The 22876-nt window shown below is 51.8% G+C and carries 18 protein-coding genes; 4 read left to right on the top strand and 14 right to left on the bottom strand.

Annotated elements, in window-relative coordinates; all coding sequences use genetic code 11:
- Positions 1-10: 10 nt before the first annotated feature.
- The 3 genes from AC506A_RS22700 to AC506A_RS22690 all read right to left on the bottom strand — a co-directional run bounded on the left by AC506A_RS22700 (position 11) and on the right by AC506A_RS22690 (position 3188).
- On the bottom strand, positions 11-835 hold the full coding sequence (locus tag AC506A_RS22700) for a carbohydrate ABC transporter permease (protein WP_495463272.1): 825 nt from the start codon (positions 833-835) through the stop codon (positions 11-13).
- 16 nt (positions 836-851) lie between these two features.
- The gene (locus tag AC506A_RS22695) at positions 852-1742 is read right to left on the bottom strand and encodes a carbohydrate ABC transporter permease (protein ID WP_495463271.1); all 891 of its coding nucleotides are present in this window, start codon (positions 1740-1742) and stop codon (positions 852-854) included.
- Between the two features lie 102 nt (positions 1743-1844).
- Complete coding sequence (locus tag AC506A_RS22690; RefSeq protein WP_495463270.1) at positions 1845-3188, bottom strand: sugar ABC transporter substrate-binding protein; 1344 nt, start codon at positions 3186-3188, stop codon at positions 1845-1847.
- Positions 3189-3450: 262 nt separating this feature from the next.
- On the opposite strand from AC506A_RS22690, the gene AC506A_RS22685 reads away from it, so the two are divergent.
- Positions 3451-4086, top strand: a complete 636-nt coding sequence (locus AC506A_RS22685; protein ID WP_495463269.1) for a fumarylacetoacetate hydrolase family protein — start codon at positions 3451-3453, stop codon at positions 4084-4086.
- A gap of 894 nt (positions 4087-4980) precedes the next feature.
- Here AC506A_RS22685 and AC506A_RS22680 read toward each other — a convergent pair.
- From AC506A_RS22680 to AC506A_RS22665, 4 genes are all read right to left on the bottom strand, one after another.
- Positions 4981-5469, bottom strand: coding sequence for a hypothetical protein (locus tag AC506A_RS22680; protein WP_495463268.1), 489 nt, complete (start codon positions 5467-5469; stop codon positions 4981-4983).
- Between the two features lie 86 nt (positions 5470-5555).
- Positions 5556-9164, bottom strand: coding sequence for an Npt1/Npt2 family nucleotide transporter (locus AC506A_RS22675; protein ID WP_495463267.1), 3609 nt, complete (start codon positions 9162-9164; stop codon positions 5556-5558).
- A gap of 615 nt (positions 9165-9779) precedes the next feature.
- On the bottom strand, positions 9780-9938 hold the full coding sequence (locus AC506A_RS22670; protein ID WP_495463266.1) for a hypothetical protein: 159 nt from the start codon (positions 9936-9938) through the stop codon (positions 9780-9782).
- An 81-nt stretch (positions 9939-10019) separates the two neighbouring features.
- A complete protein-coding gene (locus AC506A_RS22665; RefSeq protein ID WP_495463265.1) occupies positions 10020-10724 on the bottom strand; it encodes a pirin family protein in 705 nt (234 codons plus the stop codon).
- 90 nt (positions 10725-10814) lie between these two features.
- On the opposite strand from AC506A_RS22665, the gene AC506A_RS22660 reads away from it, so the two are divergent.
- A complete protein-coding gene (locus AC506A_RS22660) occupies positions 10815-11123 on the top strand; it encodes a hypothetical protein (protein WP_495463264.1) in 309 nt (102 codons plus the stop codon).
- 22 nt (positions 11124-11145) lie between these two features.
- Here the strand turns inward: AC506A_RS22660 and AC506A_RS22655 are convergent, their stop codons facing one another.
- Positions 11146-11382 (bottom strand): DUF6953 family protein, encoded by a 237-nt coding sequence (locus tag AC506A_RS22655; RefSeq protein WP_495463364.1) that lies wholly within the window; start codon positions 11380-11382, stop codon positions 11146-11148.
- Positions 11383-11563: 181 nt separating this feature from the next.
- On the opposite strand from AC506A_RS22655, the gene AC506A_RS22650 reads away from it, so the two are divergent.
- Positions 11564-12334 (top strand): prohibitin family protein, encoded by a 771-nt coding sequence (locus AC506A_RS22650; RefSeq protein ID WP_495463363.1) that lies wholly within the window; start codon positions 11564-11566, stop codon positions 12332-12334.
- Between the two features lie 599 nt (positions 12335-12933).
- Entirely contained in the window at positions 12934-13554 is a 621-nt protein-coding gene (locus AC506A_RS22645; RefSeq protein WP_495463263.1) for a MerR family transcriptional regulator, read from the top strand.
- Here the strand turns inward: AC506A_RS22645 and AC506A_RS22640 are convergent.
- The 6 genes from AC506A_RS22640 to AC506A_RS22615 all read right to left on the bottom strand — a co-directional run bounded on the left by AC506A_RS22640 (position 13537) and on the right by AC506A_RS22615 (position 22776).
- Positions 13537-14745, bottom strand: a complete 1209-nt coding sequence (locus AC506A_RS22640) for an MFS transporter (RefSeq protein ID WP_495463262.1) — start codon at positions 14743-14745, stop codon at positions 13537-13539. The two genes, AC506A_RS22645 and AC506A_RS22640, sit on opposite strands and share 18 nt — an antisense overlap.
- Before the next feature lie 14 nt (positions 14746-14759).
- The gene (locus AC506A_RS22635) at positions 14760-16088 is read right to left on the bottom strand and encodes a D-arabinono-1,4-lactone oxidase (protein WP_495463261.1); all 1329 of its coding nucleotides are present in this window, start codon (positions 16086-16088) and stop codon (positions 14760-14762) included.
- Positions 16085-17278 carry an amino acid deaminase/aldolase gene (locus tag AC506A_RS22630; RefSeq protein WP_495463260.1) on the bottom strand — a complete coding sequence of 398 codons (1194 nt, stop codon included), beginning with the start codon at positions 17276-17278 and terminating at the stop codon, positions 16085-16087. The genes AC506A_RS22635 and AC506A_RS22630 overlap by 4 nt, the downstream gene beginning before the upstream one ends.
- A gap of 24 nt (positions 17279-17302) precedes the next feature.
- Positions 17303-18676 (bottom strand): aldehyde dehydrogenase, encoded by a 1374-nt coding sequence (locus AC506A_RS22625; protein WP_495463259.1) that lies wholly within the window; start codon positions 18674-18676, stop codon positions 17303-17305.
- Positions 18677-18762: 86 nt separating this feature from the next.
- Positions 18763-19821, bottom strand: coding sequence for a class I SAM-dependent methyltransferase (locus AC506A_RS22620; protein ID WP_495463258.1), 1059 nt, complete (start codon positions 19819-19821; stop codon positions 18763-18765).
- A 99-nt stretch (positions 19822-19920) separates the two neighbouring features.
- Positions 19921-22776, bottom strand: coding sequence for a response regulator (locus AC506A_RS22615; RefSeq protein WP_495463257.1), 2856 nt, complete (start codon positions 22774-22776; stop codon positions 19921-19923).
- Positions 22777-22876 lie beyond the last annotated feature (100 nt).

Raw genomic sequence — 22876 nt, 5'->3', positions numbered from 1 at the left:
ACGGGGTTCCTTACCCTTTCACCGCTCCGGCTACCATACCCTTCGTGATTTTCTCGGAAAGGATGAAGTAAACGAGCATGACCGGCAAGGCGCCAAGTACAAGGTATGCACCGATTGCACCAAAATTGGCGTTGTACTGGCTAACGAAATTATATATGCCGAAAGGAAGAGTTTTCAACCGCTCTGCAGATATAAACGTCGCTGCCATGATGTACTCGTTCCAGATCGTGATGAATGTCAGGATAACGACCGTCATAATCGGTGGTACCGATATCGGCAGAATAATGCTGCGGAAGATCCGGTACACGCTTGCTCCGTCCATAAAGGCCGACTCTTCGATCTCGGCTGGGATGCCTCGCATGAATCCGCTAAGGATAAAGACGGCGATCGGCGTCGAGAAGGCGATATACGGCAGGATGAGCGACAACCGTGTATTCAGAATATCCAAGTTGCTGAAAATAACCATGAGCGGCAGCAGCGTTGCTTGCATCGGGATCATCATCCCAAGCAAGAAGACGAGCGTGACAAGCGGTCCATACTTCCATTTGAACCGCGAAATCGCATAAGCGACCATGGAGCTTAGCACAATGACGCAGACCAGCGTAATCGAGGTTACGATGATGCTGTTGCTCAAGTATTTCAGATAGTGACCGCTCGTATAAGCGGCTTTATAGTTACCCCATTGCGGCGATGTCGGCAGGGAAAAGAAGTGACCGCCGAGAATTTGCTCGTTCGTTTTGAGCGAGTACATGACCAGCCAGAGCAATGGGTAAATTTGCGTGACAACAAGGATCGAGAGAAGCAGATACACGAGCCCTTTTTTAAAACTTGCCATGTTCTTGTTCTCCCTTCTAGGTGTATTTCGCTTCGACTTTTTTGAAGACGAAATTGATGACGACCGTAAAGATTAAGCAAACCATGACAAGAATTGTAGCAAGTGCGCTTCCGTATCCATATTTGAGCGACAGGAACGACATGTTATACATGTGCATGGAAATGGTATCTGTTGCATGAGCAGGACCGCCGCCAGTCATGACCCAAACGAGGTCAAAGGCTTGCAGGGAACCGATAAAGGCAAGAATGATCGAGATTTTGAAGATCGGAATCGCCATTGGATAAGTAATGTACCAGTCGGATTTGAAGCCTTCCGCACCGTCGATTTTGGCTGCTTCATAAATTTCACTGGAGATGTTTTGCACACCTGTGTACTGAATGAGCAGATGGTAACCGAAGTATTGCCATAGCGATACAAAATACAAACAGTACATCGCAACTTTCGGCTCTGTCAGCCAGCTGCGTGTCCAGCTTTCCAGTCCAACCGCGTTCAGCACGCCGTTTAGCATACCGCCCATTTCAGTTGGGTTGTAGATGGTTTTCCAAAGTTGACCAATGATAACGACTGACAAAATAACAGGTACAAAATAGAGCGAGACGAGCGTATTTGCTTTGCGTACGTAACGATTCATCAGTGCTGCGATAAATAGACAGATCGGAATTTCCGCCATGGAAAATACCGAGTACATCAACGTGCGGCGAACGGATGGCCAGAAGTTTGTATCTTCGGTCAGGATCGTTTTAAAGTTATCGAGCCCGATAAATTTCGCCTTATTGATGCTGTCCCAATCCAGCAAACTGTCGTAAACCGAAACGACGATCGGAACGAACACGAGGCCGATATAGAGAAGCAGACACGGCAGGACGAAAACTGCAATTGTACGGGCCGGGACTTTTAAAACATTCACTGGGGTTGCCTCCTGATCGTAATGGATTGAAAATAAAGTCGTAAACGGATGGAAGCCGCTAAGTATGCCTCCACCCGCAAACGACTAGCTATTTAATGGTGCTTATTTGTTCGCGTCAAATGCTGCTTGGTGCTCCTGAGCTACTGCTGCAGGGTCAACCTTTTGAACGAACATGTTTTGAATGCTGCTAAGGTGAATTTGAGCGATTGCCGGTTTCATTGTGTTATCGAATGCCAGGTCGCCGCCTTTAACGCCTTTGAATAGATCAAGTACGCCAATTGCAAGGTCGGAGTAACCAGCTGCTTTGAAGTCGCCTTCGATGATTTGGCCGCTGCCTACTGCGTTTTTCAGCTCGAACTGTTTCTTAGGCATGTTGAGCATGAAGTAGTTCAAGAAATCTTTTGTAGCTTGCAGATGTTTGCTGTTAGCCGAGATTGCGAATGCGGAACCCGGAGCAAGCATGAATTGGTCTGGATCGCCTTTGCCGCCAACTGTAGGGAATTTGAATGCGCCGACTTTGCCGCCAACGGAGGAAGCATCGATTGCGCCAGTTTCCCAAGTACCCATGATCATCATAGCTGCTTTACCTGTTTTGAATAGGTTGCCGCCTGTGTTGTAGTCAACGGATGTTGCGCCTTCGTTAAAGGCTTTAGCCTGGATCAGATCTTGCATTTTGGAAACGGCTTCTACGAATGCAGGATCGTTGAATGTTTTCTTGCCGTCTTGCACGTCTTGCAGGAAGCCTGGGCCGCCGTTTGTACGAAGCAGTACGTTCATAAACAAGAACGAACCTGTCCAGGAATCTTTCTCACCGATTGCGATTGGCGTGATGTTTTTCGCTTTCAATTTCTTTACATCATCGATGAATTGCTCGTACGTTGTTGGAGGCTCAGTGATGCCTGCTTGTGCGAACAGATCCTTGTTGTAGTAAACCACTTCGATGTTGTTGCCGTCAGGCAATGCGTATACGTTGTTGTCGAAGCTGTAGTAGTCAAGCAGACCTTTTTGGAATGTATCTTTCAGGCCGTTCTGATCCAGCATGTCGTTCAATGGAGCGAACAGGCCGGCATCTACGAAAGGCTTCATTTGTGCGGATGGATTCACGATTGTGATGTCCGGTACTTCTTTGGAAGCCGCTTGTGTTTTAAGCTTCAGCTTCTGTTGATCCGTGTTGAGCGTATCGAGTTCGATCGTTACGTTCGGGTGATCCTTCGTGTATTGATCCACGATCGCGTGAAGCATTTTGTAGGAAGGTGTTTCCGGATCCGGGTAGATGTTCTGGAACGTGATGGTTACTTTCTCGTCACCTTTGTTACCGCCTGCATTTGTACCTGTATTCGTATTATCTGCTGTGTCATTGGCTTTGTTACCGCATGCAGTTGCTCCAAGCAGCAATGCTGCTGCCGACAATGCGATTGCAGTTGTTTTCATCGTTTTGCTTGCCATGTTCTCTATTCCCCCTCGGGTTGATATACGCTTATTATCATGCACAGAGCCATCTGCAACAATGCGCGAAATCAAGGAGTGAGGTTTGCTTTTTCAAGATTGTATGAAGAAAACCGACCTCTGTTACAGCTTAAGAAATGGTTATCAAGCACCTGCGCCGACTTCAAAGCTTAAAGAAACCACCACAATCGTGCTATGATGTTTACAGCGTTAAAACCACATTGCACCCTACACTTGACGTTGGGCGAAAGGACGTTTATCTATGGAATCAATCCGTAATATTTATTGCGTTGGACGCAATTATGCCCTGCATGCAAAGGAGCTCGGCAACGATGTGCCGGAGGAGCCGATGATCTTCTCCAAGCCGACACATGCGCTTCATCCCGCTGTGGGCAAGCTTGAATTGCCTGGCACAATCGGCGAAATTCATTATGAGCTGGAAGTCGTCGTGCGCATCGGAGCTAGCTATCGCCCGGGTATGCGCGTCGATGAGCTTGTGGACGGCATTGCGCTTGGGATCGATCTGACGGCACGCGACGTGCAGTCGAAGCTGAAGGAGAAGCGCCATCCATGGCTGCTCGCGAAGGGCTTCGTCGGCTCTGCGGTGCTGAGTCCGTTCACGCCGTTCACAGGCGTGGAGGATTTCACGCAATTAACCTTCAGCCTGCTTAAGAATGAGGAAACGGTGCAGGCCGGTTGTCCGCAGGACATGATCTTCTCGCTGCAGCAGTTGATCGACTTCATCGGCACCAACATGGGACTTGGCGCCGGCGATGTCATCTACACCGGCACCCCGGCCGGAGTTGGTCCGTTGGCCGATGGCGACATGCTGGAGATGAAGCTGCTTGCCGGAGGCAAGGAAGAGACGTATGGTCCACTTTATGTGGACATGATCTGATTTTGAGCCGCCGCCCCGTTTGTGGGGCGGCGTTTTTTGTGTGGGGGGCCGCTTTCAGCGATGGAATCAGCGGTTTCGGGGGACGGTTACTGGGTTTACTGGTATCGATAGCGGCATATCTGCTATCGATACCACTTTCGGGCCGAATCCCGCACCGAGAGCGAATATGCCGCTTTCGGCGATGGAATCAGCGGTTTCGGGGGACGGTTACTGGGTTTACTGGCATTGATTGCGGTATATCCGCTATCAATGCCACTTTCGGGCCGAATCCCGCACCGAGAGCGGATATGTCTCTTTCGGCGATTTAATAAGCGTTTTCGGGGGACGGTTATTGGGTTTTCGTGTATTGATAGCAGTATACATTCGAAAGTGAAGCTGATAGAGGATATGCCGCTCTCAAAATTCAAAAAATCCGAATCTCATCTTATTGCGGTCTGGTTTTGGAGTTAAGAATCGGGTTTTGACACTCTCGGCGCCGCGAAAAGGTTCAATCTGGATAGTTTGGCTGTTGAGAGACGAGTTTCCCGACTCTCAAGTGTATCTCAGTGTGGTTTTGGAACTGAGAGTGGCCCTACTCTTGACACCACGCAAGGGTTCGAACGGGTTAGTTGGGCTGCTGAGAGACGGATTTCCCGACTCTCAAGTGTATTTCGGCGTGGTTTTGGAACTGAGAGACGGATTTCCCGACTTTCGGCGCCGCACAAGGGTTCGAACGGGTTAGTTGGGCTGCTGAGAGACGGATTTCCCGACTCTCAGTCGTATTTCGGTGTGGTTTGGAAGCTGAGAGTGGGGTTTTGCTACTCTCGGCGCCACGCAAAGGTTCGAATTTTGTTGTCTTACCACCCCAACAACAAATAAAAAGAGACAGCTCCACAATCCGGAGCTGTCTCTCTTCTACTCAAACATCGCAAGTGCCGACACCGAGATCGCCGCGATCAGGTCGTCCTTTAACTCGAACTCCAGCGCCAAGCGTTTCTCTTTATCGATGTAGCCGATCGCATTACCACGCGTATAATAGCTCTCTCCGTACAACTTCAGAGCGCTCGCTTTGGTATCGCCCAGCTTCACGCCTTTTGCCGTAGCGACCTTAGGTCCGAGCGAGTAGGCAAGCACGACATTACTGAGCGAGGTGTACTGGTATTCCTCGTACATGAACAGAAATGTTCGGCCGTTATTAAGCGTGCGCTGCGGTTTGCCTAACTTGGCAACGAGCTCCTGCTCCGTGAGGCCAAGCTTCACCTCATCGCCGCTTTTCTCCGCGCTCAAATCGGTCGAGCTGACCTTGTCGATAAACGTCAGCGGTGTTTCGCTCTTGCCGCCGCATGCCGCAAGCAGTACAGCTACTCCACATAGTAAGACCATCAATTGCATCATTCGTTTCACTTCAAACCTTCACTCCCTCTTACCCTTAAACGGCGCGAAACGCCGACCTCCAGCTCCAGATCGCAAACTCAGCTTCAACTTCTCGCTTACAGCATCCCACGAAGCCTGTCCGCAAGCACCTGCATCATGCTGCGCAGCACGCCGATGTTCTGGAAGCACAGCGTGAATACTTGATCGCGGTGCAATTGAAGCAGAACCGTAGGGCTTGCTGCTGTACAATCTGCCGAACGCAGTCCACTGTCGATGACGGCCATTTCGCCGAAGCATTCGCCTTCGCCAAGCGTCGCGAATATTTCGCTGCCCTTATGTACACGAACGCTTCCCTCTATAATACCGTACAACGTATCGCCATAATCATCAACCCGGCAGATTGATTCACCTTCCGCATATTCCACTTCCTCAACCAGCTGCGCGAGTGCGATGACATCCTCTTGGGATAAACGGGCAAACAGATCGATTTTCTGCAAAATAAGCACCCGACGCAAAATCGTATCATTCGCCATGCCGTGCTCCTCTTGGGAGGACTCCGTGCCCCCTCCTGCATCGACAGCTGAAGCAGCCGCGACTTCCGCCTGTTGCTCATCCGTAGATCGCGTACTTACCGTCGATTTCTGTGCGAGCTTCGAGCGAAGACGCCTCGATAGCAGCTTCATCATTTCCAGCGCAATGCCGGTACGGTCAAAGATCACATCGTAGAAGCTCGAAGAATCAAGCCTCCACAAGACAAGATCCTCCTCCGCCATGACAGTAGCCGTGCGTAATCGGCGCGTCAATAAAGCCGTTTGTCCGAAGCATTCTCCGGGTGCACGCTCATTGAGTTTGTCAACTCCGCGATAAATGCCGGTTCGTCCGCTTTGAATCAGATAGAGCGCATCACCGGGATCGTTCACCTGAAACACGGTAGCTCCCTTCGAGTAGGTCACCCGCTCCATGCGCATCGCAATCATCGACAGCTCACGAGCAGATAAACCCTGGAACAGAGAGACATTCTTCAATATCGCGATCCGTTCCATCTGATCGCTAAGCCAGGTCTCATCCACTTTCTGACGGCCTGAAGCCGCCGCATCCACGACCACGCGTTTGCTCCGTGAAGCAAATTGAATAACCTGGCAGAGCCATTCATCGCCCTGCTCGTTCATCCAGTCTAGTTCGAGCGTCGTCTCGTTCTTCACGGCATTCGCCGTCACCGTACGGGAAGCCGACATCAGCTTCGCCAGCTCCATCCGCAGGTTCCCCTGCACCAGCTGGTCGATAATTTCTGCCGCATTCGCTTGTTGGCGAGCGCCACCTTCGGTCCAGTTGGCGTATACTGCTTGAATGGTTTTGGCTTCATAAATAAATCCGAGCAGCAGGAATATCCGCTTAATCATCGCAGAACGGACCTGTTCGACCGCCTCCGCCACTTCCTCATACCCTTCAACTGCGATCAGATCCCCTTGGTACGATGTAAAACGTCCGTACAGCTCAAGTTCAAGCAAGATATTCCCCTCAAACCTCTTGGCATCCACCTGCTGTATGCCTTTGCGCATACGGGTCATCGCTTCCAGCAGCTTATCTCGCATTTCAAAATTAGCCGGTTCGTACCGCTGGAACAACAAGTCGAACGCCTGCTGCCCACCGATTCGCTCAAACACCTTCGGCAAATGTAAGGATACCGAATCCACGTCAAAATACGTGACGAGCAGCTTGAGAATATCCCGCTCATCGTAGGCAGCCAGCGTTTCAACCGCGGCCTCCCTTGTCTCGTTATGCTGAAGCATCGGCACGATATGCGGAACAAGCTCCGGCACCTGCAGCACAGCAGCGGACTGCACAGCGAATTTACGAACCTGCGGTGCCTCATCCCGAAGCAGCGGAATCAGCGGTTTGTAGAACTCCCGAATGCCGATCTGACCGAATAGAATTGCCATTGAAGTACGCTCATCCTCACGAGAGCTCTCCATGAGTTCCTTCAACGTGCCCACGGCGCGGAACATTCCCTCGATGCCATAATATTTGATCAAACCCGCAATGGCAGCCGACTTCACATCCATGTCCTCTTCGCTAAGCCGCGCCGTAATATCATCCAAATGCTCATCCTTCGCATACGCCGCCAAAGCAAGAATCGCAGCAGCACGAACTCGGCTGTGCCCTTCCCCAATGAGCGCCAGCAGCGATTCTTCTTGCCCTGCAGGCTGCTTCCGTTCCATGTAACGAAGCGCCTCTACGCAAACCTCTTGCGAGGGGTGACGAAGCAATCCTTCCAGATGCGGCATAAGGTCAAATCCATCAATATCCTGCAAAATCTTCAGCGCATACAGCACCTGCACCTTATCGGACTGCACAAGTGTATCCGTCAGCACCCGCAAGCTGGCAGGGTCCATCAGATCTAGCTGACCCTCATGCAGGTCATGTCCCCTCGTCTTCAAAGTAGACAGAAGCGCCTCCAGGTAAGCCCCTTTCACCTTCACGGCTGCTACGATACAGACGCAAAGCAGCGTCAAAATCACATAACTAAACTGCTGCGTCGTCAACAGCTGAGACAGCAGAATTAAGCTGACAGCGGCGATCCCTTTGGCACCGTTACGAACGATACCGTCAAGGAAGCTCTTCGCCGAATTACGCCACTCCGGCGGAATCGGGAACATGACGAGCTGGCTGACCGATGAATAGATCGTATCGCCAAGCACCTTGTCGCTCCCTTTTACAATGACCACCATGGCCAGCACGGGCATCATTAGTACGCCGAGGCTTCCGGTGAACAAGGCGATCGGGAATACCAGTATCGCAGCCATTACACCAAATCGGGTAAGCAGCTTACCTGCAACAAAGAGCTGAATAAACAAAGCCAACAACCCTGAATATCCATAGAAGCTTCCCATAAATCCGGCCAGTGCCTCATCCTGAAGCGTACCGCGCAAAATAACCTTAAACTGATAGTCGATCAGCGTCAGCGTAATAACCAGCGCCGCCGACATAATCGCAATATATTTGAGATGGGGAACGTTGCGGAATAAGCCTCCGCTCTCCTTTTTCTTCGCACCGCCGCCGCCAGCCTGCTTACGCTGTGGCTTAACGGAGGTGAATAGGTCAGACCCTTTCCCGGCGAGTTTCAACAACCGGACAACCGCTACAAGCGCAAGCAGTTGAAGCGCGGCATAGAAGCAAATCAGGTTCGCTGTCCCCACTAAAGGTACGACAAGCTTCAGACCGAAACCGCTTATGATACCGCCCATTAGACCGCCGCTGCCGACAAGTCCGATGGTCCGCTTCACTTTCCGCTGATCCAGCATGGAAGCTGCAAACTGCCAGAAACACACAATCATCAGGAAGTTGAAGACATCATAGCCGACGTAGATAACGGGATAAACCCAACTGAAATCCAGGCCCACGCCAAGCCGCGAGAGCAGCACCAGTGCAGAAATGAACGGAATGAGCAGCTTGAGCAGATGGTCCATCCGAAACCGCGGACTGAATCGCTGGAACAGCAGTCCGATTAACAGAAGCGCCGCCGACTGCGGCACATACATAAAGGATAGCTGTGAGGCGCCAAAACGGGACAGAAACAGTGCATCCGCCGCTGTTCTGCCTACCGTCGAAGCCGATGAAACCGCAAACAAATAAATAAAGAGGAAGAGCACTTTCGTATACTCTTCCTTATCTTCGCTAAATTTGCGAAAGGTTTGACCAAACGCATTCCCCGAAATCAATTTCATACCGGCCTCTCCTACCCGAACAATTTAGTGACATCTTTTAGTAATTTTCGACAAACTAAACCCAATGTCCTCCAAAAGTCACGAACAAATTGCAGGAAAAAAGTCCCATTATGATAAGGAGTGGAGAACAACACAAAAAGAGCACAGACCAGGTGGTCCGTGCTCTTTGCTCTCAGGCTACTCGAGAAAGACTAGGGCAGCCACTTTCATGTTTAACGGTTGCCAGCGTGGCTATTTCATGGAAATTAGCCTGTTTGAAACTCTAACGGTTGTGACAGACGTTATTTGCAGCAAGTGGGGCGATTCCCAGTGGAAAACACTCAAATAAGCTCGCTGGCAACCGTTAGAAAATAAAAAGGGTCAATTTACGCCAAATAACCACTCTCACAACCGTTAGCGTTGGCTCGAAAAAACATACGCCCATCGCAAATTTTTGCGGAGCCATTAATGGGCAGATAAGCGCCGTACGGTTCGTTAGAACATCTCGTACTTTCTGATACTCAGCCGCCCAACCCAGCAAGCCCCTTCGGAGCTACTCAGCCTATCGAGACTTTCACGGAGACACGGAGAGCACAGACCAGGTGGGTCTGTGCTCTCCTCTCTTGCTTCAGTCGCTTACTTCCCGCCTGCTGCCGCTCCGTTATCCGCTTCCTCGCCGGTAGTTTGATAGGCAATTAACACGATATTGCTGTCTGTTTGCTTGCGCAAATCCGATTCAAATTGCTGCAGTTGCGCCAATAACTGCAAGTCTAGTTGGGCCGGTTTATAGTTCACGAGAGTCCCTCCATTGCTAGATTTCAGGTTTACTCTCATTGTTAACGGCTATTGCCCATGTTATGCGTGGAGCAGACAGATTTATGGCAAATCGATGAGCAAGAATTGCCCGCCATTCTCACTAGCAATGACCAGCTCTTCAAGATCGGTAATGCGCGCGGAATCGCTTCGGCCCAAATGGTGCTCACCGTTTAATGTCACTTCGCCTTCCATAACGAACAGGAAGATTTTGCGTGCGGAATCCTGCTTGAACGAAACGCTGTTACCCGCTTCCGGTCGTGAAAGGTAAATGGTAAGATCCTGATGAATCGACGTGATGGACTCATTCTGAGGATTCTTCGAGACTATAGGAAGCAGTGCGTTCTTCATCGCAGCAGGATCGAACGACTTCTGCTCGTACGATGGCGTAAGTCCCTTTGCTTCAGGGAGGAACCACATCTGCAGCAGGTTAGCCGTTTCGGTGTCTGAGGAATTGACCTCAGAATGCAAAATGCCCGTTCCCGCTGTCATGCGCTGAACCTCGCCGGGTCTTAAAATCTCTTTGCCGCCCGTATTGTCCTCATGCGCCAGCTCGCCTTTCATCACGACCGTAACGATTTCCATATCCCGGTGTGGATGCGTGCCGAATCCTTTACTAGGTTGAATATAATCCTCATTAAATACGCGCAGCGGACCAAAATTCAAATTGTCTGGATCGTAATAATCTGCAAACGAAAAACTAAAATTAAACTGTAGCCATCCCAAGTCCCCAGAATGCCTCGATGCTGCCGGATATAAGGTGATCATGCTCCAGAACACTCCTCATGATTTCAATTTTGCTCACTTACTTTATGTAAGTATGTGTGCTATAGTTAGCATTGTCAAGGAGGGATTCCATTGGATCATTTGTACATTCGCCACACCGTTGGCGGCCGATTATTTCTCGATTCGAAGAAGCATGAGCTTACGTTCTCCATCGCACCTGCAGAGGGCCGGGAAGGCTGGAAACTCTGTGTTGACGCTGTGGAAGAATCCATTGGCGCACCGCTTTGCCGGCATAACGACGAACTGAACATTTTTGTCGTCGCCGAGGGCGCTGTTGATCAGAAGACCTGGTATTATTCTACACATGGCCTCGTCGAATATGACGCGGCATCCAAACAGCTCGTCATATGGGCCGATGGCAAAATCGACTACACCGTCTAGCTTGTGTAAGCTCGCTTCACCTTTATACCCAGCCCCAGAAAAACCCGTCTCGTTCCCAAGCTGCGCGCCCGCCGTGCAGCTTTTTGAATGCTTTCTTTACTTCCTTGTCGATGGACTCGTTGCCATTCTCATTGACATAAATAAATTGCTCCCCGAAATGCGCCTTAATATGCGCGACCGCCTGCTCCTGACGCAGCATGCCTGCCGACTTCAACTCTTGTACCATCCACTCTGCTGCTTCTTGCGCCTTATGTTCCATTTTACCCATCGCCTCTTCCCGCTTGCATTTGTTGAACCATTTGTTCGCCAACTCCGTATGTATCCCTTAAGTACGCATACCTATTTACTAGGAGGGGTTGCCATTATGCATGTTGTGGAACCGAATACGAAGAAGGTCAATTTGAAGCCCTATATTCTATATTCTGTATGCCCTATTGATCGTGGTCGGTGTCATCGTCGCCTTTAACGGGTTCCAGACCGTCCAGTACGGCAATGTCGGTTTGTACAAAACGTTCGGCAAATTGAATGATAACATACTGTCGCCCGGCATTCATATGAAAATCCCATTCGTGCAGAGCATCATTCAGGTGAATGTGCAGGTAACCAAAGCCGAGACGGATACGAGCGCGTCCTCCATGGATCTGCAGCCTGTCTCGACCCATGTGGCGGTCAACTATTCCGTTGATAAGACGGCCGCGTATAAGCTGATGAACAACGTCGGCGGCTCGTTCGACAATGTGATCGTAAATCCGGCTATTCAAGAAATTGTAAAAGAAGTGACGGCCCGCTATCCGGCGGAAGACTTAATCGCGAAGCGCGATGTCGTCGCAGGAGAAATTCGCGAGCATCTCACCACGCGGCTGGCCAAGTACAATCTAATCGTGAATGACATTAATATCGTCAATTTCAAGTTCTCCGATGCGTTCAATCAGTCCATTGAGGCAAAACAGGTCGCGCAGCAGCAGGCGTTGAAAGCGGAGAACGATCTCAAACGGGTTCAAATCGAGGCGAAGCAGAAGATCGCACAGGCACAAGCGGAAGCGGAGTCGCTGAAGCTGAAGAAGCAAGAGGTGACGCCGGAGCTTATCCAGCTGAAGCAAATCGAGGTGCAGGAAATGGCCGTGGACAAATGGGACGGCAAGCTGCCAAGCGTGACCGGCGGGGCGACGCCGTTTATTGATGTGAGCAGTTTTGGGAGTAGCATAAAGTAGATCGAATGGTGAGTTGATGGTTTGGTTGATGGGCTGGCGTGGAGTGAGCTTAGAGGGCTCTCGATGACTAGCTAGATTGGGATTGGAGCTCGTGTTGTGGATGATGTCGGGGATTGTCCCCAACGGAGCCCGCAGTTAATATGTTCGGACTCTGGGAGCCTTGCATTCGAGGCTCTCCGTTTTTGTTTTCGACTAAGTTACGCCCATGTAGACCACCAAGTGATCCTCTTTCGCACATTTCTCCGAAATTGAGCCCATGTAGATCTCCCAGTGATCTTCTTTCGCTCATTTGGCCGAAATCGGGCTCATGTAGATCTCCCAGTGATCCTCTTTCGCACATTTCTCCGAAATCGGGCACATGTAGATCTCCTCGTGATCCTCTTTCGCTCATTTCTCCAAACTCCATATTCGAGGCCTCGCTTTCGGCGCGAGAGGGGCATTATCAACGGGAAACATGACGAACAGCCCCCGCTGCGAAGACGCGAGAGATCGCGTAAAACCACTTTGTTTAGCGAATCAGCACTTCCTTTGTCACCCTTGCAGGGAGTGGTTCCGAGACCGCGAATTACCTATGCATTCCACCGAACGGAGTGATAGGAATGGAACTTGTCAAAAGCAAGGACGCAGCTGAGTCGTTGAACGTCAGTCAAACCACGGTCAAACGCTGGGCTTCCCACTTCCCTCATTATTTTCAAAAGGATCGATTCGGCCATTATGTATTCTCGCCCGTTGACCTGTCGATGCTCGCTTATATCAAAGAATCGCTCGAACGCGGCGACACGATGGATATGATTGTATTACCCGAGCCCGAGCCTGAGCTCAAGCAGCAGCCGGAACGCCAATTGCATGCAGACGAACAGACGAACTATTCAGGTCCGCACCCCCTGCCATTCGGTTACAACGAGCACGTCGCTGCTGCATCCGAAACGCATGACTCCGAGCTTCACTGCCGCTTGGTTCAGGTCGAGCGAAGGCTCGAACAGAAGGCCGATGAGGTCGTCGCTGCGCAAATTTTGCAGCATCGCTCGGAACTTGAGGAGCTGCGCAAAATGATTGATCACCTGAGCGCAGCGATCGAATATGCCAAGCAGCCTATCCCTATCCCACCATTGAGCATATCGCCATACGCAGAAACCGCAGCAGCGCTTGAAGCGCCTGTTTCCGTCCCATCACCCGAGCGCAAGCGCGGCTTGTTCCGCTCCTTATTTGTCTGGTTTTGATTGCCCAGGAAATCGAAGCGCAAAGGGGACAATGATGACCGTCACGACCGCGAGCGCGCCGATGGCCAAAACTCGTTCATCCAGAAGCAGTTGAACGAGAAGTGATAGCACGATGCCGCCAAGATTGCCGAACAAGAGCAGAAGCCCCGTTACCGCGCCAGCAGTGCGCGGCTCCGCTTTAGCCTCGGCAAACGAAAGCACGATAGGCAAGTCAGCCAGCAGCAGCAGGCCTGCTAGTGCAAGCAGCGACATAAATAACCATGCAGGCATACCTGCCGCAAGGAATACAAGCAGGACCGCACTGACCGCAAGTGACAGCACGAGCACGTTTCGTGCACGATTGCCGCGCATTGCGAAGTCCGGCAGCACCGCCGCCCCGATAATACCAGCCGCCGTCATGAGCCCAAGGCCCGTTCCGACCTGCACCGAGTTGTAACCGATTGCATCCGCCAATACTTCGAGCCATGTCGCCAGTGTAATGAAAATACCGAAGCCTGCAAACAGGAGCAAGCTAAACAACCGGACCCACTTCTGCGACCACAGCGTTCGTAAGGTGCGAAGCGCTGGCGCTGGCTCCACATCCGTTGTCGCCCCTGCATACAGCGGAGGCTTCCGAAGCGTAATCAACAACGCCAAACAAGCGGCTGCACTAATAATCGCCTGCGTCCACAGCACGGCAGGCATTCCGCCCCATTCCAGCAAAAAAGGCACCGTCACATTGGAAACCATGATGCCGACAAACAAGCTGGCGGTGCCGGCTGCAATGGCAATTGGACGTTTTGGCGGTGCCGCATAGAGCACCGCCATTTTGTTTACCGCATTGAGCACAAGCGGCTGACCAACAGCGATGACGAACTGCCCGATCAGTGCATACTCATATCCGGGCATGACCCGGATTAGCGCGCCGGCTACGGTAAGTCCCGCTCCCCAAGTGAGCGCGCCGCGGAAACTGCGATCCGACGCGAAACCAAACGGAATAGACAGCAGCACATAGACAAGCGGGAAAATGAGCGAAAGCCACCCAACGGCATCGACAGATACCCCCCACAGTTTAGAGACGTCCGTTGTGATAGGCGTAAAGGTTACCCATAGCAGCTGAGTGACCGCCACCAATCCCGCATAAGCAGCGATAACGGACCAGCGCGAAGCCCCGTGCCCGTGCCCGTGCCCTTGCCCTTCCCTCTGATCCAAACCGTGCCTCCCCATCATAACGACAACTCCGAAACCCCAAACAGCTTCTCCAAATAAGGATTCAGCAGAACGCCATCCGGATCGTACTGTTCACGCAGACGGACGAAGGGTTCCCACATCGGGTACAACTCCTGCAGCTGCGACGCGCGAAGGGAGTGCATCTTGCCCCAATGCGGCCGCCCCCCGTAGCGCAGGAAGATCTTCTCCATCGCCGCAAAATAAGGCCCATATGGCATTCCTTTGTACATATGTACGGCAATATAAGCAGAATCCCGGCCATAGGCAGGGCTCAGCCAAATCTCATCACCTTTGGCATAACGGCATTCAATCGGAAAATGAACCGCGAACCGCTCTTGCGCCATAACCGCACGCATCTCCTCGATGACAGCAGGCATGGCTTCCGCAGGCAAATTGTATTCCATCTCATTGAAACGAACGAGCCGCTTCGTGGCGAACAGACGATGGCTGTATGCCACCTTACTGAAGAGAGGGAATTGCGCCGCAGAGAATCGGCTTACAGACCTGCACAGCTTCGGTACCCGTCGACATAATCCGGAGAGCAAGCCGAATACGCCATTCTCAAGCACGACATCGCTGATATAATCACCTACCCGCCGCGGCGTGACGGAATCGAAAGTTTCATTCATGATTTTGAGCTGGCACGACTCCGCATAGGGGAACCAGTACATCTCGAAATGACGGTGCGAGTCAGCAAGCGTTGGCAGCTGCGTTAAGCAATCCGTCAGCTTCGCCCGCTTGCTCTCGTAGCGCATTTTGAATGCAAATCGAAGTCTCAGCTTAACCTGCACCAATACGCCGAGTGCGCCTAGTGATACTTGCATCCCGCGAAACGTTTCCGGGTGGGAATCCATCGTGCATTCGACAACCTCGCCGCACCCGGTTACAACCGTCAGCCCAATCACCTGTGTCGCTATATTGCCGAATTGCCGGCCTGTTCCATGCGTGCCTGTGCTTATTGCCCCTGCGATGGATTGGACGTCAATGTCGCCGAGGTTCTCCTGTGCCAATCCTTGCTGAAACAACAGATCGCCGAGCAGCTTCAGCTTCGTACCGGCCCAGACGGTGGCCGTCTCTGCTTCGGCATCGACTTCAACCAAGCCCTGCATCCGATCGAGTGAGACGAGCACGTCACCGGACGCTGCTATTGGTGTAAACGAATGTCCCGTTCCGACAACCCGAAGCTTCCGCCCCTCTCGCCTGCACGATCGCACAATATCGACGACCGCCTCTATCGAATCGGGGTAGAGGATCGCAAGTGGAGTTGCCTGCACGGAGCCGGACCAATTCGACCATGCTACGCGCATTGCCGCATGTCCATTCATAGAAAACAAACCCCCATTCCGCGATAGGTTGCATATTCACCAACAAGTTGGCCATTCGACACAGCAACCAGGTGCAAGAAGCGCTCACACAGCTCGCCTGCTTTGGCATGTCGAAAGAAGACCGGATCGCCGATCGCAGGCACAATCCCGTTCTTAAGCACGCGCAGCGGTGTCTGTACCTCGCCTGCCCCTTCAAGGGGAAACAACTCCAGCCCCATTGGCAAATAAACCTGTGCCTGCTTCTCGATGCCTACCGCACCGGAAGCCGTATAACCGCCGCCCATGCAAGTCACGATATCCGGCTTTGGACGGCGCACAACCTCCACCGCATACCCCGCCGCGGGCTCATAGCGAAACCCGGCGTACCCGTCAAACAAGCCAGGCGCATAGAATCCTGAGCCTGCCGTAATCTCGGTCACGCACGCTTCCAGCCGTGAACTGTCCATACTGCCGGTGCCTCCGGCATTCACGAAACGAAGGGCCGCCCCCATCGCTTCGAGGCCTTCCGCGACTTCGCGGCGCCGCTTCGCCACCTCGGCGATCGAACGCTTCTTCAGCCAGCGGATCACGCTGTTCTTCAGCTTCTTGCCGGGCACGTTGTCGCCAATACCGGCAACCTGCGCCTCATAGCCCATAATGCCATCCAGCTTAAGCCACGCCGAAGCGACGATGAGTTCCGCAACGGGGCGCACCTGCTCCCATTTCGATAACGGTGAACGCCAGACGCCAAAGTGCAACCCCGGATAATCCGCCGACATGTCGATATCCAGACATAGCGGCACGATGACTCCCTGCTCTGCGGCAATCCGCTCAATCTGAAGCACATGCTCGGCACAGTCGACCATAAAGGTAATCGAGCGACCCTCTCCGATTGACCGAACCAGTTCGGCAATCCGATCCGGCTGCCACTGCGGGTAGCCAAGCAGCAGGTCATCAAAGCCTTCACGTATGAGCATCGCTGCTTCATCAGCGGTGTAGCACATGATCCCTTGATAAACCGGACTGCTGGCCAGTATTCGCCGCATCACCTCCGGGCATCGGATCGATTTGCTCGCGATCCGCACTTTCTTGCTTCCCGCTGCCTGCGCAATAGCCGCGATGTTGCGGTCCAGCATATCCAAATCCACGAATGCAAACGGCATCGGCACGCCTTCAAAAACCGTTTTGTAATACGCATAGGTACCCTTCATAGTCGTCTGCACATCCTCTTTCGCCTAAGGCTTCATTAGCATGCGAATAAACTTGAGCCCATTCTTGGCAGATGGGTAGCGGAAAGGAAAGTCGAACAACGTTGTCTGCTTAAGCACACTCTTCATATGGGAGAACGTGCGGAAGCTCTGCTCGCCGTGATAGCTGCCTGTTCCGCTGTGGCCTACCCCGCCAAATGGCAAATACGGTGTACCGATATGCAGAAGCGTATCGTTGATACAGCCGCCGCCGAAGGAGATGTTTTCTGTAAACAACTGCTGCACCGCTTGATCCTTGCTGAAAATATACAGCGCCAGCGGTTTGGGCCGCGCATTCACAAGGGCCACCACTTCACGCGGGTCATCATAGGTGAATACGGGCAGGATCGGCCCGAAGATTTCCTCCTGCATCACGGGAGAGTCCCAAGCAACATCCTCAAGCACGGTCGGTGCGATGCGCAGCTTCTCGTCATCCGTTCCTCCGCCGATGGCAGCCATGCCATCCGCAAGAAAGGCGCGAAGCCGATCATAGTGGCGACGAGTGACGATCGCGCCATAGTCCGGATGCTCCAGAGGTGTCTCTCCGTAGAACGCGGTCACGGATTGATGAATAGCTGCAAGCAGCTCATCCTTCACGCTGTGATGCACGAGCAAGTAGTCAGGCGCGAGGCAGGTCTGCCCGCTATTGAGAAACTTGCCGAAAGCAATCCGCCTGGCCGCAAGCGCAATAGACGCATCGTGATGCACAATACACGGCGACTTGCCGCCGAGCTCTAAGGTGACGGGTGTTAGATGCTTGGCTGCCGCAGCCATCACCGACTTGCCAACTTCTACGCCGCCGGTAAAGAAAATATGATCAAAGGGCAGCTCCAGCAATGCCTGACTTGTCTCCACCCCGCCTTGGACGACAGCAATATAGTCGGGCTGGAAGCTGTCTGCAATTATAGAAGCGATGACGTCCGTCGTTGCCAGTGATAATTCGGATGGTTTCAACACAGCTGTATTACCAGCGGCGATTGCGCCGATTAGCGGAACTAACGTGAGATTGAAGGGATAATTCCAGGGGGCTATGATGAGTGATGAACCAAGCGGCTCCGGCATCACGTAACCTCGGCTGCCAAGATGCGTAGACGGCGTCTTGACCCGCTTCGGCTTCATCCATTTCTTAAGATGTTTAATCGCGAAGTTGATCTCGGTGTAAAAGGGGCCGATCTCCAGCGTATACGCTTCATGCTCACTCTTATTTAAATCCGTGTGGAGCGCTGCGATAATCGCAGCCTCGCGCTCTACCACAGCTCGCTTCAGCTTCTGAAGCTGTGCAATGCGAAACGAATAGCTTCGGCTTTCACCTGTTTGAAACCAGGTCTGCTGCCGCTTCAACAATGGATCAAACGAAGTCATGCTATCCCTGCTCTCCCGGTCAGCCGGACCAATCCGGCCTCCGAATGTAAGTGCTTACATCAATCCATAACATAGAAGCATACGCCCTAGCGTACCTGGGCAATTACCGCATTGTGCGCCTTGATATAGCCATGGCGTATGATGTCGAAGCCATTTTCGTAAATATATAATCCCATCTGCTCCACCGTCATGAGCTCGCGATACGTGTGATTCATAATATCAGCCATAACGACGTAGAACAATCTGCTCTTCCATTGGTTGCGCGGTGTTGTGAAGATCGCATAACCGCCGTCTTTGAGGAATCTGCGGTGCCAATCCACGACTTCCGGTTTGTAGGCATCCGGGAAATGCTCCAGTAGTCCAACCGACAGCACAATATCAAACGTCTTGCCAAACGATAGATTACGAACGTCATCGACCACGTATTCGATATTGAAGTCAGTCTTATAGTACACCTTCGCCCCGCCCGTAGATGAGCTTGAGCCTAGAAACGGATATGAATCGGGAAACTCACCGTGACGAACGGTTTTGCAATAGGCATCATAGTCGACCAGCACAACCTCGGCACCCGGATACAGCGCCGCAAGCTGCATCGCCTCATAGCCTTCCGCAGCACCGAGAAACAGAATGCGCGGACGCACTACATTCAGCCCTTCAAACAAGGATCGTTTACCGCGCGGGTCCCATACACCGTCTTGCACACGGTGCACATAATTCCAAAAATGAATGCGGGCCACATCGCCAAGCGCAGCACGAATTTCGGACGGCTTGAACGTTGCGAGACTCTTCATAAACGCAGACTGTTCGCTGCTGATTTCCTTCGGGATGTCCTTGTCAAACCACTCGTGAAAGGCTTTGTTAAAATAGGTCCACGACGTCTTCGCATCCATCGCCTTCTCATGCTCCTGCTCCCACTGCTTGCGGGTTTCCGACATCGTCCGCACCTCGTAAGGCTTGCCAACCCGCTCCCAGGTCAGCTGAGACCAATCCTTCACCGTATTCACCCGGATAAATTTCTCATACGCTTTATCTTGATGCGGGCGCAGATCCACTCGGTAGGATGGCGTGAGCTCCGTTAGGCCAATCTGCTGCTCCGAGTAGGGCTGCTCTAAGCGGGAAGTGTTCGCTGGTTTTGCTACATTCATTCCTTACTCACCTCGCTCATAAATGACCAACTATACATCAAAGTATATCATCAGCAGCTCATCTTTAGTGGTGAATTATTCCCAGTTCCCACTCCAATACTAGACTGTTTTCTGCAAAGATTGCAGCAGCACCGTGTAAATCAATGCAGGATCAAACGGCTTGGTCAAATAATAGTCCATGCCCGCTTCAAGCACTTCTTCCTGCACGCCTTTCATCGCATCCGCGGTCATCGCGATAATCGGCGTTTGTTTCGCATGCTCGATCTGCCGAATGAGTCTTGTTGACTCGTAACCGTCCATAATCGGCATCTGCAAATCCATCAAAATAACATCGTATCGCTTGCCCCGCACACTGTTCACCGCTTCCTCGCCGTTATCGACGACATCGATGAGCATCCCCATTCCCTTGAGCAGTTCCATCGCAACGAGCTGATTGATCGCGTTATCCTCCACAAGCAGCACGGAAGCACCGCGAAGCACCGCATACTTCTCTGCCCGTTCCGCATCTTCCGTCTCGAGCAGTTTCACATTTGCTTGCGGCTTCATCAGCGAAATCACTTCATCGAACAGATGCGACTGACTGATTGGATAGAAGAACACCTTCTCAATTGCCGGAGACGGTACGCCCCTTTGCAGCTCCATCTCGTGATAGGCGCTTGTAAGCACAATGGCTTGCGACTTGTCAGGCAGATCTCGTTTGATTCGTTCCGCAAGCTGCACCGCATTACCGGATTGCAGTTTCCAATCCACCATAATCAAGTCATACCGGTTATGCATCGATAGGTTATAGATCGCTTCTTGCTCCGACGCAGCCAAGCTGACAATAAACTTAAACTGCTCCAGCTGGTTACGCAGCACCTGCTGCATCTCCGGGTTATCGCATATGAGCAGCACGCGCAGAAACTTCATATCCAGCTCCAGTCCTTGTCGCATAACCGGAGCATCCGTACTTCTAAACTCCGCCATAAAGGAGAAGCAGCTGCCGACGCCAGGCGTGCTTTCGACTTCGAGCTTGCCGTTCATCAGCTCGACGAATCGCTGACTGATGACAAGTCCAAGTCCCGTGCCGCCATACTGCCGCGTCGTCGACATGTCTGCCTGCGTGAAGTTATGGAACAGCTTCTTCTGCTGCTCGCTGCTAATGCCGATGCCGGTATCTCTCACTGCAAAATGCAGCGTAACATCATGTTCGCTTCGTTCCACGAAATCGATGGCGACCGCAATTTCCCCTAGATGCGTAAATTTCACGGCATTGTTAACCAGGTTAAGCAGAATCTGTTTCAAGCGAAGCGGATCGCCGCTCAGCATTTGCGGTACACGGTGATCAATCGCGAAGTGCAGCTTCAGCTCTTTCTCGTACGCTTTGACCGCTACAATATTGGAGAGATCATGGATAACCTCGTACAAGTCAAAAGCAATCTGCTCGAGCACAATCTTATTCGCTTCGATCTTCGAGAAATCAAGGATATCGTCGATAATATTAAGCAAGCTTCTCGTCGATAAAATCGATTTGTTGACATAGTCTTTCTGTCTATCGGAGAGTTCTGTTTTCTGCAGCAAATAATTAAGTCCCAGAATCGCATTGATCGGCGTCCGAATCTCATGGCTCATCTGCGCCAGGAATTGGCTCTTCGCTTTGTTGGCCCCATCGGCTTCGCGTTTGAGCTTCCAATCGGTCAGATCATGGAAGGTAACCTTGATCCGCGTCTTCCCTTTCACGGTCATAGGCAGAATGGTGACGGAGAAACTCCGCGGGGACTGATCCTCGAAGTAGAGCTCCAGCTCAAACCGGAGCATCTCCTTCGTTTCGACTCCTTCACGGAAATACCTTTCCCACTCTTCCTCTTTGCCGATGCGTACCAAATCAGTGAGCCGCTTGCCCTCAATCCGCTCCATATCCAGATCCAACATCTGGGCCAGCTTCGCGTTTACCGATAGAATCGTCCCATCATCATTGAACGCAATGAAGATGTCGTTGGAATTCTCGACAATGGTCCGGTATCGCTCTTCGCTCTCGCGCAGTTCATCCTCCGCTTGCTTCCAATTCGTAATATCGGTGCTGGAGAGAATGATCTCCGTCACTTGTCCGTCCTGATAGATCGGCTGCACGATATTAAACGTTCGAAACCCGTTAAAACCCGACTCGTACCTGACTTCCTCGCCTCCGAACGCACGATCGTAGATGCTTGCAACCTGTTCTAAATGTTCCTGGGTCAGTCCTTCTAAATCGTTCAGCCGTTTGCCCGTTATCTCGACATTCGTCCAGCCTTGTTTGTGCAGCAGCTGTCCTTCAATTAAGGAATAGCGGTAGTCGCCGCGGCTGTCCCGGATGATCTTCGCCGTCATACCGGATTGGAGGTGCAGCAGACGATGCAGTTCTTCGCCTGCGCGGAGATTCTTCTGTTCCAGCTCGCTCGCACGAATGATATAAGACCGGAAATAAATCATCGCGTAACAACCTAATGTATTGGTAAAGCTGAGGATGAGCAAAATCTTCACCGGAATGTGAATCATCTGTGTGCCGATGATCAGGAAAACAATTCCGCTGAACAGCGTGGCATACACCCACTGGCGGAAGAGGCTGCGGACACGCAGCATGATGAATCCAACCCCGCCTACATAAACCAGCATCGTCACAATTGCCGTGATGGCGCCAATCCCGAACGGTGAAACCGTCAAACGGTATATAATGACTAATGCTCCCGCTATTGCGGCAGCCCAAAACCCGCCGAAGTAAGTCGCCATCAAAACCGGCACATAACGCAAATCGATGACAATGCTATCGCTCAGGCGGACACCGTAGTAGACGAGAATACAGCCGAGAATGCCTTGTACAATGCCTAATTTGAGGATTTCTTTCCACTTGCTATATTTTCTGTTTGTTGCAAACAGCCTGCTGGAGAAGAAGGTGATCATGGTCATGAATGCCGCATTAACAACCAAATCTTTTATCATATCTACTCCCCTTCCTACTGTTACTGTCGTGCTCGTTGGTATTACCATCCAATATTCGACATAATTCGATAATTCCCTCTCTTTGTCGACAAATAAAAGA

The organism is Paenibacillus sp. N22P23 (genome assembly GCF_059383735.1).
This window is presented reverse-complemented; position numbering and strand designations above follow the sequence as displayed.